A 13,053-nucleotide genomic window follows, 5' to 3' on the forward strand; every position below is an offset into this window, starting at 1 on the left:
CTCAAGCACTCTTTCGTTGCGCGGCAGCAAGGCCGCAGAGGTTGGCGCGGGCGACGGCGTCCAGCCGCGGTCCGTCCTGATGGACGACGCTCTTCATCCCAATGCGCTCGCGCACGACATCGAGCGACCCCTGCCGGACCTCGATCGTTGCGGCCATGGTCCAGGAATCATCGATCAGCGCCGGCAATCCCAGCGGCGTGACGACGAAGCCGATGTCGTGGAAGCGCGGCAGCCACCAGGTCTCCATGACGAGGCAGAGCCGCTCGATGCCCTGATCGAGACAGAACTCCTGCGCCGCCGCCATCAGTTGCAGGTTGAACGCGCCGTCGCGGCGCTCGCGCGTCACGAAGAAGCGCGACCATTCCCAAACCTGCGGATCGACCGGACACCCCCGTACTGCGGCGAGACGGGGAAAGACCTCGCTCATCATCGTCGGCCTGGTAGTCGGATACAGACGGGAGCCGCCGAGCACGCGGCGGTTCTCGAGAGCCAGCAGATAGATCGCGTCCTCGTTGTCATAGGCGTCGATCTCGCGGCTATCGGGCTTGCGCAGCCCCTCCCATTTCCGCTCCTCGACGAAAATCTCGTGGCGCACTCTGAAATGCTGCTCGAGGACATCCTCGTAGAGGTGCCGGTTAACGGCTGAAATCACATGAATCATTTATTCCCCCCATGTCTTGAAATAACGGGGGAAGCCTCATGGAAAACCGCCAAACCGACTATTGGGAAATTTCCCAGTAGGCGCGGATTTCAGGGAGTGATGATTCTCTGGCGGATTGCGATAGCAACCGCATGCGTCCTGTTGACGGCGCCAAGCTTGCGCGCAGCGGTTGCGAGATGCTCTTCCGCCGTGCGCTGCGTGATATGCAGGATCTCGCCGATCTCCCAGGCCGACTTGCCCTGCGAGGCCCAGGCAAGCACCTCGCGCTCGCGCGGGGTCAGACGCGCTGACGGATGCGGCGCCGGGGCGAGCAGGCGGCGGATGTGATCGAAGCCATACATCGCGATCAGGTGCAGCGCCGGCTTGCTGCGGGCATTGAGATCGAGATGAACGCCGCCAAGCGAGACACCGGCTTCATAACCGGTCAGGCCGTGGATCGGCACGACGAAACCGCGCGACATGCGGAAATCGGCGGCACGCCGCATCACTTCGGCGGCGCCCGGTTCGAACTCCGCATCATAGGGAGCTTCCGACCATTCGAAGGGATTCAACGTCCGCCGGCACTTGCGGATCACGGGATCGACGCGGTCGTAGCTCTTTTCGGTGTAGAGGCTGAACCACTCGGCCGGCCAGCGCTTGGCAAGCACCATCTGCGCAAAACGCTGATCGGGATTGGGCAAACCCGTCACGATGATGTGCTCGAATCCGTAGCGGCTGAACGCGGTAGAGAGCGCATCCATAGCGTCCGGAACCTTGGTATAGGCTCCCAGCCCCTCAATGAAGTCGAGTGCCTCCCGGCCATAGTCTAGGGCAGACATCGGTGCATTCCCTGACCTACACCGTCCCGTATAACACGTATTGGAGCGCTGCCTGAATTCGCTGGTCCCTTAGTTTACCGGTGGCGACGTGCTCCGAGGCTTTAGTCTACTTGTGGACGAAGTGACGTCAAGTTACACCTGAAGGCGTCGAAAGCGGGAAAATCAGATGGACGACGAGAACATCGCCCTCAACAGCGTGCTCGGCCTGGAATTGAACCGCGTGTTTTTCGCCGTGCGCGAACCGACAAACAAGCAGAAGATCATCGAGTTCGCGCGCGAGGTGCTGCAGAGCGAGCGCGAGGACTTGGCGGACAATATTTTGCCCGAGGGCCCGGCGAGCTAGGACGCAATTGCAGCAAACGATGCCGATGGAACAGATCGCGCGAGGACGCCCTTCCGCCGAACGCGCAGATTTTAGTCGAAAGACGCCGGCCGCGAAGTTGCTGCGCCATCATCAGCAACGAGTCGGCTGCGCACTTACCCTCCCCTGGGCAGGGCTGGGGTGGGGGTGTCTCCGCGTTGGGATTGTTGAACTGTGGAAGGTGTCTCTGCGTGGCGAGAGCCCTCACCCGCCGCGCTCTTGTGCGCGCGTCGGCCTCTCCCGCAAGCGGAAGAGGCCGAGCAAGCCCGCGGAATCCATATGCGATACCCCTCCCCTCCAGGGGAGTGTAAAGCACTGCGTTGCGTCCATTATCAGCCACTTGCCGCTGGATGACAGCGCAGCTCTCGTGAGATGATCGCCGCCACGATCGTTTTCGGATGCCAGGGACATTTCAAGACCATGATGACGCTGCGCCAGGTTGAAGTGATCCGTGCCGTGATGGTGACGGGCACCATTGGCGGCGCGGCGAAGCTGCTCAACGTCTCGGCGCCGGGGATCAGCCGCCTCGTCAAATACACCGAGCGCTCGCTCGGCATCCGCTTCTTCCAGCGCCAGAACGGGCGCTACTTCCCGACGCCGGAAGCCGAGAACATTTTCGAGCAGATCAACGGCGTCTACAAGAAGGTCGACGACCTCTCCGAGATTATCTCCAAGATCGGGCGCGGCGGCCTGTCGGAATTGCGCATCGGCTCGGTGCCGAGCATCTCCCAGGTGATGGTGCCGCGCGCGATCGAGCGCGTTCGGCGCCGCTATCCCGATCTCGGCATCGACATCAACATCCTCAAGCTCGAGGAGGCCATCGACTATCTCCTGCTCGGCCGCGGCGAGTGCGTCGCAATGAGCTACAGGCTGGAGCATTCCGGGCTCGACTTCCTGCCGCTGGCCTCGGGCGAGCTCTATTGCATCGTGCCGCCGGGCCACGAGCTCGCCGGCCGCAAGCAGGTCTCGGCCGCCGAGATCACCCGCTATCCGCTGATCGGCATCGATCCAAACGATCCCTACGGCCGGATCATGGCCGGGATCTTTGCGCGCAACCGGCTCGACTACAACATCACCATCCGGGCCCGCTTCGGCACCACGGTGTGTGCGCTGGTGAAGGCGGGCCTCGGCATCGCCATCATCGACCAGTTCACGGTGGCCCATGGCGGCTATCCCGGCGTCGAGCTGTTGAAGATCAGCGAGCCGACGCGGTTCGACACCTATGTCGCGGTGAAGCGCGGCGCGCCGCTGTCGCTTCACGTCGAGTACTTCATCGAAGCCCTGCGTGCCGAGATGCGCGCGGTCGAGCCGTCGGGCGGCAACGGCAAGGCCGGGCCGGCACGCGGACGCAAGAAATAACATGACGTTAGGTTTGCAGGACAAAAGGGTAATTGTGTTAGGCGGGAGAAGGATTATCGTCCCCATCGGAAGCCCCTCGGAATTGCGCGGATTTCCCCGCCAATGGCCGGGACCGAACGCTCCCAGCGAGACGATAGCAAACCATGTCGAAGCGCGGATATGCCGCCAGCAAGAAGCTCCTCACCGGCCTGATCGGCGCGCCGATCGCGCATTCCGCCTCCCCCGCCATGCATGAGCGCGCCGCCGAGGCGCTGGGCCTGCGCGGCCATTATCAGCTGATCGAGGTGGCCGGCGCCGGCCCCGCCGGCCTTGCCATGCTGCTGGAAGGCGTGCGGCGGCTCGGCTTTGCCGGCGTCAACGTCACCTTCCCCTACAAGGAGGCCGTGGTGCCGCTGCTCGACGAGCTGGCGCCGGCCGCGGCGACCATGGCGGCGGTCAACACCGTCGTCGTCAGGGATAACAGGCTGATCGGCCACAACACCGACACGACCGGCTTTGCGCGCGCGGTTGCGCCGCTGCTGGCGGCTTCCGGAAATGCAGTGGCCGTGATCGGCACCGGCGGTGTCGGCAAGGCGATCGCCTTCGCGCTGGCGAGCCTGAAAGTGACGGACCTCCGAATCTTCGACAGCGAGCCGGCACGCGCCGAAAGGCTCGCCGCGCTGCTGGCCAGGCATGGCGCCGCGCGGGTGGCCGCGAGCGTAGAGGACGCGCTTGCCGGCGCAACCGGGCTCGTCAACGGCACGCCGGTCGGCATGCTGCCGAACCGCGACACCCCGGTCCCCGCCTCGCTGCTGCGCGAAAATCTGTGGGTCGCCGATGCCGTCTATTCGCCGTTGATCACACCGCTGCTGGCTGCCGCACGAGCCAAGGGCGCGAAGATCATGACCGGGCGGGAGCTCGCGATCAACCAGGCGGCCGATGCGTTCGAACTGTTTACGGGCCTTGCTCCATCGACCGAAGTCATGGGAGAGGCATTCGACGACGTGATGGCGGCACGAAGTTCGGCCTATCACGCAGCGTAACGGAAGCGGCCGGACACAAGGCCGCGGACCATATCAACGAAAATGGCCAGGGCAGCATGGCCTCGCACCTGGTCGGCCGCTCCGATGCGGGGCTGACCGGAGCCGCCAACCAGATGATCGACTTTTTCAAGCTCGACCATCTCGCCGACGAGCCGGCCGGCGGCCTGTCCTACGGCCAGCAGAAACTGCTCGATGCCGCCATGGCCTTCATGGGCGGCCCGCGCCTGGTGCTGCTCGATGAGCCCGCGGGCGTCGACCCGGCGATGCTGGCAGAGCGGCTGGTCGCGACCAACCGTGAGAAGAATGCGACCTTCGTCGTGATCGAGCACAGCATGGAGTTCGTGATGTCGCTGTGCTCGCGGGTGATGCTGATGGCGGAAGGCAAGGCGCTGGCGATGGGACGGCCGGATGAAGTCCGCAGGAATCCTGCCGTGATCGAAGCTTATCTGGAGCATTGAGGCGCGATGGAGATTGGAACGAACTGTCATCGCGCTTTAGTTTCATTGTTTGAGCATGATCTTGTCGGAAAACCGCTGCGCACTTTTCCGGATCATGCTGTAATGAGCCGATCATGAGCGATCCGATCCTCTCGGTACACTACCTCGTCGGCGGCTGCGGCGAGATGACGATCTTGAACGGCACCACATTTTCGGGGCCGCCGGCAACCATCACCAACATCATCGGCCCGAGCGGCGCCGGCAAGTCCACCGTGTTCAAGGCGATCTTCGGCCTCCTGAAGCTGCGCGACGGCAAGATCAATTTCGTCGGTCGCGACGTCACCAATCTGTGCCAGCGCGCGCTGCTCAATGCCGGCATCTGCTACGTGCCGCCGGGCCGCAACATTTTCCCGGAGCTCTCGGTCCGCAGCAACATGGAGCTTGGCGGAGTCTCGGCCGGGAACGGGGGCGCCATGGAGGAGAGTGCGGCATGAGCGCGCCAATGCGGATTGCAGTCGCCGGCGCCGGCCTGATCGGCCGCCGCCATATCGCGCTGATCGAGGCCTCAAAGGACTGCGTGCTGTCAGGCATTGCCGACCCCTCGCCTGCCGGGAAGGATTTTGCGGAGGCACGCAATGTGCCCTGGTATGCAGACCACCGCGCGCTGCTGGTGCAGGACAAGCCCGACGGCCTCGTCATCGCCTCGCCCAATACGCTGCATTTGCCGATGGCGCTCGATTGCGCGGCGGCGGGGGTGCCGGCACTGATCGAAAAGCCGGTGACGGAGACGATTGCCACCGCGCAGCGCCTCTGCGCTGCGGTCAGGCGCACCGGCGTGCCGATGCTGGTCGGCCATCATCGCCGGCACAATCCGATCATCAAAGCCGCGCGCGAGGCGGTGACGACCGGCAAGCTTGGCCAGCTCACCGCCGTGGTCGGGCTGTGGCTGCTCAAAAAGCCCGACGACTATTTCGAGGTGGCCTGGCGCCGCGAGCAGGGTGGCGGGCCGCTGCTCATCAACCTCATCCACGACATCGACAACCTCCGCTTCATCTGCGGCGAGATCACCGAGGTGCAGGCGCTGACCTCGAACAAGGTTCGCGGCTTCGCCGTCGAGGATACCGCGGCGCTGTTGCTGCGCTTTGCGAGTGGCGCGCTGGGAACGGTGACCGTGTCGGATGCGACGCCGGCGCCGTGGAGCTGGGAGCTCTCCTCGGGGGAGAACCCCGCTTATCCCAAGCAGGACCAGCCCTGCTACATCTTCTCCGGCAGCGAGGGATCGCTCTCCGTGCCGAATATGGAGCTGTGGTCGTATGCGCGAGAGCCCGGCTGGTACGCGCCGTTGTCGCGCGAGACCGCTCTGCCACCCGCATTCGATCCGCTGGTGGAGCAGCTCCGGCATTTCTGCGCGGTCATCAGAGGCCACGAACAGCCGTTGATCACGGCCGAGGATGCGACGGGAACGCTCGCCGTCGTCGAATCCGTCAGCGAGGCCGCGCGCACGGGCCAGACAATCTCTCCTAGGCGGATCATGGAGCAGGCAGCATGAACAAGCGCTCGATCGCGACCGTGTCTCTCTCAGGGGCGCTGGACGAAAAGCTCCGCGCCATCGCCGCCGCCGGTTTTAACGCCGTCGAGATCTTCGAGAACGACCTGCTGTCGTTCGGCGCAGGCCCGCGCGACATAGCAAAGCTATGCAAGGACCTCAATCTCGAGATCTGCGCGTTCCAGCCGTTCCGCGATTTCGAGGGCATGCCGGAGCCGCAGCGCACGCGCAATTTCGCGCGGGCCGAGCGGAAGTTCGATCTGATGCAGGAGCTCGGTACCGATCTCTTGCTGATCTGCTCCAATGTGTCACCCGCCTCGCTCGGCGGCATCGACCGCGCCGCAGACGATTTTCGCGAGCTCGGCGAGCGTGCCGCGAAACGTGGCCTGCGCGTCGGCTACGAGGCGCTGGCCTGGGGGCGCCACGTCAACGACTACCGCGACGCTTGGGAGATCGTGCGCCGCGCCGATCATCCCGCGATCGGGGTCATCCTCGACAGCTTTCATGCGCTGGCGCCGGGCTTTCCGACCCGCGCCATGGCCTCGATTCCCGGCGACAAGATCTTTCTGGTCCAGCTTGCCGATGCGCCGAAGCTCGAGCTCGATATTCTCTCGTGGAGCCGGCACTTCCGTTCCTTCCCCGGCCAGGGCGATCTGCCCGCCGGCGAGTTCATGGCGGCGGTCGCGGCGACCGGCTATGCCGGGCCGCTGTCGCTCGAAATCTTCAACGACCAGTTCCGCGCCGGTTCGGCCGCGCAGACCGCGGTTGACGGCCTGCGTTCGCTGATCCTGCTGGAGGACCAGCTCGCACCGGATTGGCCGAAATTTGCCGGCGAGCCGCTGGCCCCGAAGGCGAAGAGCCGCGGCACCGGCTTCATCGAGTTCGCGGTTAACGAGACCAAGGCCGGTGAGCTCGCCCGCCTGTTTTCACAGCTCGGTTTCCGCAAGAGCGGCAAGCACCGCAGCAAGGCCGTCGAGCGCTGGTCGCAGGGCAAGGTCGAGCTCGTCATCAATTGCGAGACCGACGGCTTTGCACATTCGCATTACGTGACGCATGGCCCCGGCGTTTGTGCGATCGCGCTCGACGTCGACAATGCCGGCCGCGCGATGCAGCGGGCCGAGGCGCTGAAGGCGCGCACCTTCTACCAGCCGGTCGGGCCGGGCGAGCTGGAAATTCCCGCGATCCACGGCGTCGGCGGCAGCCTGCTCTATTTCCTCGATCAGGCCGGCAAGAACTGGGACACCGATTTCGAACCTGTGCCGAGGGACGCAAGCGCGGATGCCCTGCTCGCCGTCGATCACATCGCGCAGTCGATGCCCTACGACGAGATGCTGTCATGGCTCTTGTTCTACACCGGCATCCTCGACCTCAAGCGGCTGCCGCAGATGGAGATCGCCGACCCCAGAGGCCTCGTGCAGAGCCAGGCCATCATCAATGCCGAACAGAGCCTGCGCTTCGTGCTCAACGGCTCGTCCGCCAACCGCACGCTGCCGGCGCGCTTCATCTCGGAGTTTTTTGGGTCGGGCGTGCAGCACGTGGCATTTTCGTGCAAGGACATCTTTGCGACGGTCGCCGCCATGCGCAAGCGCGGCGCCGATTTCCTGGATATCCCCGACAACTATTACGACGACATTGAAGCCAAATACGACCTCGCACCCGAGCTGATGGCGCAGCTCCGCGCCAACCACATCCTCTACGACCGCGAGGGCGACAGCGAGTTCTTCCAGGTCTACACCCACATCTTCGACGAGCGCTTCTTCTTCGAAATCGTCGAGCGCCGGAATTATCAGGGCTTTGGCGCGGCCAATGCCGGCATCAGGCTGGCGGCGCAAGCGCGCGAAGTGCGGCCGGCGAGCATGCCGAGGGTGTAGGTCTTCGCCTTTCCTCGCCCGCGGGGAGAGGCCGGCGCGCGCCGCGCGGCGGCTCAGGAGTACTCTACGCGAGTCATATGATCGCCAGGGCAACGCTCTCGCCACGTTGTCATTGCGAGCGCAGGGAAGCAATCCAGAATCCCTCCGCGGAAAGACTCTGGATTGCTTCGGTGTGCTCGCAATGACGACGTGGTGAGTCATTGCGAACTTAACGTCTACCGTCCCCGCGGAGACTCCCCTCTCCCCGACCCTCTCCCGCATCCGCCTACGCAAAAGCTTCGGCGGACAAGCGCGGGGAGAGGGGAAGAGCGAGAGCTCACTTCATCGGGCACTTGTCGTGGAAACGATCCTGGTCGTTCTCGACGATCGTCGCGACGGTCTTCAGCGCGAGCTGGCCTTCGGCGTCCTTGACCACGTCCTGGAGATAGAAGCTCTGCACCGGGATGTGGTTGTTGCCGTATTTGAACGCGCCGCGCAGCGACTTGAAGTTGGCCTTCTCCATCTCGGCCTTCATCGCGTCCTTCTTGCTGGTGTCGCCCTTCACCGCGACCACGGCGCTGTTGATGAGCTGGGCGGCGTCATAGGTCTGGGCGCCGTAGTAGGTCGGTCGCAGGCCGGGATGCTTCTTGCGATAGTCGGCGACGAAGCGCTTGTTCTGCTCGTTGGGCAGGTCGTTCACCCATTCCTGCGCGCCGGGCACGCCGAGGGCGTTCTCCTTCTGCAGCGGCAGCGACAGCTCGTCGATGGTGAAGGCGGTGTAGAGCGGCATCGTGCTCTTCAGGCCGGCCTGCGCATATTGGTTGAGGAACTGCACGCCGGCGGCACCGGGATAGAACACGAAGATCGACTCGGCGCCGGAAGCGCGGGCCTTGGAGAGCTCGGCGGAGAAGTCGAGCTGGCTCGGCCAGACCGTGTATTCCTCGCCCTTGATCTCACCCTTGAAGGTGTTCTTGAGGCCCGCGAGCATGTCCTTGCCGGCCGCATAGTTCGGCCCGATCAGGAAGACGCTCTTGACGCCCTTCTGGTTCATGTAGAGGCCCATGGCCTGCGGGGTCTGGTCGTTCTGCCACGAGGTCGAGAACACGTAAGGCGAGCACAGCTCGCCCGCGAGCTGCGACGGCCCGGCATTGGCCGAGATCAGGAAGGTCTTCGAATCCACCGCGGTCTTGAGCGAGGCCAGCAGCACGTTCGACCAGATGTAGCCGACGATGAAATCGACCTTGTCGGACTGCACCAGCTTCTCGGTCTTCTGCTTGCCGACATCCGGCTTCTGGCCATCGTCCTCGTAGATCACCTCGACCGGCTTGCCGTCCATCTTGCGGCCGAGATGGTCGAGCGCGAGCTCGAATGAGTTGCGCATGTCGTTGCCGATCACGGCGGTCGGACCGCTGAAGGTCGAGACGAAGCCGATCTTGATGGTGTCGCCGGCGACTGCCGGGCTCGCCAGCACCAGCGCCGCCGCACCCGCCAGCCAGAATGACGTCCTCATAACCACTCCCCTCCCTATTATTGGTCCCGGAAGCGGGGTGATCGCCGCCCCGGGCCTGTCTCTATTGAACGCAAAATCTGTCGAGCCGCCAATGGCTCAGCGCCTGCCCCTGCACCATATTTCGCCCCAATCGGAGATGGCAAGAATTATAATGCTACTTAACTCGGCCAAGGCCGCGCCAAGCCTGCGGCGCTTTTTCGCGCCAGTTCGATAAACCGCGCCTATGCCGCGATTGATGACGACTATTGGACCGCAGCGCCGGATCCGCACTTAAATGAGGGTGAGCAGCTAGCGAGATTCGAGGTGCATCATGGCCGCAAATCCCCATCGCGTCGTCATCGTCGGCGCCGGCTTCGGCGGGTTGGAAGCCACCTACCGACTTGCGGGTGCCCCGGTCGAGATCACGCTGATCGACCGCCGCAACCACCATCTCTTTCAGCCGCTGCTCTACCAGGTCGCGACCGCCTCGCTCGCGACCAGCGAGATCGCCTGGCCGATCCGCCATCTCATGCGCGACCGACGCGAGGTGACGACGCTATTTGCGACGGTGGGTGGGGTCGATGCGGACAGGCGCTGCGTGCTGATCGACGACGGCAGCGAAGTGCCCTACGACACCTTGGTGCTCGCGACCGGCGCGCGGCACGCCTATTTCGGCCATGACGAGTGGGAGGCATGGGCGCCGGGCCTGAAGACGCTGGAGGATGCGACCACGCTGCGCCGGCACATCCTGGTGGCGTTCGAGCGCGCCGAGCGCGAGACCGATCCGAAGCGGCGCGCCGCGCGGCTGACCTTCGTCATCGTCGGCGCCGGCCCGACCGGCGTCGAACTCGCCGGCACCATCGCCGAGATGGCGCATCACACTTTGCCCGCCGATTTCCGCAACATCGACACCCACAAGGCGCGCGTGGTGCTGATCGAGGCCGGCCCGCGCGTACTCGCCGGCTTTCCCGACGAGCTGTCGGCCTATGCGCAGGCCTCGCTGGAAAAGATCGGCGTCGAGGTCGTGCTCGGGCGGGCCGTCACCGAGATCAACCGCGAGGGCGTCGTGTTCGGCGGCAAGCTGCTGGAGGCGAAGACGAGGATCTGGGCCGCCGGCGTGCGCGCCTCGCCCGCGGCCGAATGGCTCGGTGCACCTAGCGATCGCGCCGGGCGTGTGCAGGTCGAGGCTGACCTGACGATTCCCGGCCATCCCGAGATCTTCGCGATCGGCGATACCGTCAGCATCAACGCCTGGGACGGCAGGCCGGTGCCCGGCATCGCACCGGCGGCCAAGCAGCAGGGACGACATGTCGCGGAAACCATCAAGGCACGGCTGCGCGGCGCTGCGACGGGTCCGTTCCGCTACAAGCATTCCGGCAACCTCGCGCAGATCGGCAAGCGCCTCGCGATCATCGATTTCGGCAAGGTGCGGCTGCGCGGCACCATCGCGTGGTGGATCTGGGGCATCGCCCACATCTACTTCCTGATCGGCCTCCGCCACCGTCTCAGCGTTGCGCTGAGCTGGCTCTGGATCTACGCGCGAGACCAGCGCGCGGCGCGGCTGATCACGCAGGGATCGAGCAAGGTGGCGTAGGACGCCTGCCCCCTCTCCCCGTTCTTACGGGGAGCGGGTTAGGGTGAGGGGCTCTCTCCGCAGAGACAGTGAGAGTTGAGTTCATCGGTATTTCCCCATCGTCATTGCGAGCGCAGCGAACCAATCCAGAGCCTCTCCGCGGTGGGATTCTAGATTGCTTCGCGGCGCTCGCAATGACGTGTCGAAAGATCGACGTTCCCGCAAACATCTGGAAGCTCCCCCTAACCCGCCACGCACCGGACGATGCTCCGCATCGCTCGGAGCGCGTCGGCCTCTCCCGGCAGGCGGGGAGAGGCGAGAGGGTGCAGCGGCGCTCGCGGCAACAGCTACTTCACCAGTTCGCACCCGCCCTCCGCCAGCGGGCGGAACGCCTGGTCCGCGGGAATGGTCGAGACCAGCTTGTAATAGTCGTAGGGGTATTTCGACTCCTCCGGCTTCTTCACCTCGAACAGGTACATGGGATGCACGACGCGGCCGTCCTGGCGGATCGTGGTGTCGCCGAACAGCTTGTCCTTGCCCTTGAACTTCTTCATCTCGGGGACGGCATCCCTGGCATGGTCGCTGCCCGTGGCCGCAACCGCATTGAGATAGGCGAGCGTGGAAGCATAGACGCCGGCCTGGTTGCCGCTCGGCATCTTGCCGTTCATGCCGGGACGTGCGGCAAAGCGTTTTGCAAACGCTCGGGTATCGTCGTTCATGTCCCAGTAGAAGGCTTCCATGAGCTGGAGGCCTTGGGCAACCTTGATCCCCATGCCGTGGATGTCGTTGATGAACAGCAGGAAGGCGACGAGCTTCTGCCCGCTCTGCTGGATGCCGAACTCGGCGGCCTGCTTCACCGCATTGATGGTGTCGCCACCGGCATTGGCAAGCCCGATCACCTGCGCCTTCGAGCTTTGCGCCTGCAGCAGGAACGACGCGAAATCGGACGTGCCGAGCGGATGCTTCGACGAGCCGAGCACCTTGCCGCCATGCGCCTCGATGTATTTTTGCGCCTCCGCCTCGATGCCCTTGCCGAGGGCGTAGTCGACCGTCAGAAAATACCAGTCCTTGCCGCCGCGCGACATCATTGCGGCTGCGGTCGTGTTGCCGGTCGCCCAGGCGTCATTGACCCACTGGATCGTGTTCGGCGAGCACGCCTTGCCGGTGAGATCGGAGCTTGCCGTCGACGAGGCCAGGAACGTCATCCGGCTGTCGCGCAGCAGCGTGTTGATGGAGAGGCCGACCGCCGAATTCGGCACGTCGACGATCGCATCGACGCCTTCGACATCGAGCCATTTGCGCGCGATGGCGTTGCCGACATCGGCCTTGTTCTGGTGATCGGCATAGACGATCTCGACCTTGATGCCCTTAGCCCCGCCGTTGAAGTCCTCCGCGGCCATGCGCGCGGCCTCGACCGAGCCCATTCCGTTGGTGTCCTGGAAGATGCCCGAGATGTCGTTGAGCACGCCGATGCGCACGACGTTGTCCGATATCTCGGCACTCGCCGCACCGGTCACCAGGCTCGCGGCCAGCGCGAGCGACCACTTCAGATGCTTCATCATTCCCTCCCCTGCTTGCTGATTGCCGGTCGTTGCCGGCACGATCGAAGTTTCAGACCTGCCGCTCCGGCAGACGCAGCACGAGCCCATCGAGTTCAGGCGTGATGTTGATCTGACAGGACAGCCGGCTGTTCGGCCGCCGTTCGGCGGCGGTGCCGTCGAGCAGCGCGTCCTCGTCGTCGGCCATCGCAGGCAGGCGCGCGAGCCAGCTCTCGTCGACATAGACGTGGCAGGTCGCGCACATGGCGTTGCCGCCGCACTCGGCGAGGATGCGGTCGAGGCCGCGACGGGTCGCGGCCTGCATGGCGGTCTCGCCGCCTGCGGTCTCGATACGGTCGGACTTGCCGTCGGGATGAATGAAGGTGATAGCGGGCATCA

11 protein-coding genes and 2 pseudogenes are annotated in these 13,053 nt (G+C 64.6%); 8 read left to right on the forward strand and 5 right to left on the reverse strand.

The features are described from left to right. Position 1: 1 nt before the first annotated feature. Positions 2–661, reverse strand: a complete 660-nt coding sequence (locus ACRQ5Q_RS39725) for an acyl-homoserine-lactone synthase (protein ID WP_439371668.1) — start codon at positions 659–661, stop codon at positions 2–4. 89 nt (positions 662–750) lie between these two features. Next, the gene (locus ACRQ5Q_RS39730) at positions 751–1,479 is read right to left on the reverse strand and encodes a LuxR family transcriptional regulator (protein ID WP_439395234.1); all 729 of its coding nucleotides are present in this window, start codon (positions 1,477–1,479) and stop codon (positions 751–753) included. Between the two features lie 166 nt (positions 1,480–1,645). Here ACRQ5Q_RS39730 and ACRQ5Q_RS39735 point away from each other — a divergent pair, with 166 nt between their 5' ends. From ACRQ5Q_RS39735 to ACRQ5Q_RS39765, 7 genes and pseudogenes are all read left to right on the forward strand, one after another. After that, positions 1,646–1,822, forward strand: a complete 177-nt coding sequence (locus ACRQ5Q_RS39735; RefSeq protein ID WP_439395235.1) for a hypothetical protein — start codon at positions 1,646–1,648, stop codon at positions 1,820–1,822. 438 nt (positions 1,823–2,260) lie between these two features. After that, positions 2,261–3,199 (forward strand): LysR family transcriptional regulator, encoded by a 939-nt coding sequence (locus ACRQ5Q_RS39740; RefSeq protein WP_439371671.1) that lies wholly within the window; start codon positions 2,261–2,263, stop codon positions 3,197–3,199. Positions 3,200–3,342: 143 nt separating this feature from the next. Beyond that, positions 3,343–4,221 carry a shikimate dehydrogenase gene (locus ACRQ5Q_RS39745; RefSeq protein WP_439371672.1) on the forward strand — a complete coding sequence of 293 codons (879 nt, stop codon included), beginning with the start codon at positions 3,343–3,345 and terminating at the stop codon, positions 4,219–4,221. A 47-nt stretch (positions 4,222–4,268) separates the two neighbouring features. Beyond that, positions 4,269–4,679: pseudogene (locus ACRQ5Q_RS39750) on the forward strand (ATP-binding cassette domain-containing protein); the annotation flags it as partial. Positions 4,680–4,792: 113 nt separating this feature from the next. Next, positions 4,793–5,125 (forward strand): annotated as a pseudogene (locus tag ACRQ5Q_RS39755) (ATP-binding cassette domain-containing protein); the annotation flags it as partial. 23 nt (positions 5,126–5,148) lie between these two features. After that, complete coding sequence (locus ACRQ5Q_RS39760) at positions 5,149–6,207, forward strand: Gfo/Idh/MocA family protein (protein WP_439371673.1); 1,059 nt, start codon at positions 5,149–5,151, stop codon at positions 6,205–6,207. Continuing rightward, positions 6,204–8,075, forward strand: coding sequence for a bifunctional sugar phosphate isomerase/epimerase/4-hydroxyphenylpyruvate dioxygenase family protein (locus tag ACRQ5Q_RS39765; protein WP_439395237.1), 1,872 nt, complete (start codon positions 6,204–6,206; stop codon positions 8,073–8,075). Before ACRQ5Q_RS39760 ends, ACRQ5Q_RS39765 begins: the two co-directional genes overlap by 4 nt. A gap of 316 nt (positions 8,076–8,391) precedes the next feature. On the opposite strand, the gene ACRQ5Q_RS39770 is transcribed toward ACRQ5Q_RS39765, so the two are convergent. After that, positions 8,392–9,564 carry an ABC transporter substrate-binding protein gene (locus ACRQ5Q_RS39770; protein ID WP_439371675.1) on the reverse strand — a complete coding sequence of 391 codons (1,173 nt, stop codon included), beginning with the start codon at positions 9,562–9,564 and terminating at the stop codon, positions 8,392–8,394. A gap of 310 nt (positions 9,565–9,874) precedes the next feature. Here ACRQ5Q_RS39770 and ACRQ5Q_RS39775 point away from each other — a divergent pair, with 310 nt between their 5' ends. Then, a complete protein-coding gene (locus ACRQ5Q_RS39775) occupies positions 9,875–11,137 on the forward strand; it encodes an NAD(P)/FAD-dependent oxidoreductase (protein WP_439371793.1) in 1,263 nt (420 codons plus the stop codon). A 326-nt stretch (positions 11,138–11,463) separates the two neighbouring features. On the opposite strand, the gene ACRQ5Q_RS39780 is transcribed toward ACRQ5Q_RS39775, so the two are convergent. Further along, the gene (locus tag ACRQ5Q_RS39780; protein WP_439375758.1) at positions 11,464–12,675 is read right to left on the reverse strand and encodes an ABC transporter substrate-binding protein; all 1,212 of its coding nucleotides are present in this window, start codon (positions 12,673–12,675) and stop codon (positions 11,464–11,466) included. Positions 12,676–12,727: 52 nt separating this feature from the next. Then, a complete protein-coding gene (locus ACRQ5Q_RS39785; protein ID WP_439371794.1) occupies positions 12,728–13,051 on the reverse strand; it encodes a 2Fe-2S iron-sulfur cluster-binding protein in 324 nt (107 codons plus the stop codon). Positions 13,052–13,053 lie beyond the last annotated feature (2 nt).

It is taken from the genome of Bradyrhizobium sp. PMVTL-01, from assembly GCF_051861855.1.
Classification (GTDB): Bacteria; Pseudomonadota; Alphaproteobacteria; order Rhizobiales; family Xanthobacteraceae; genus Bradyrhizobium.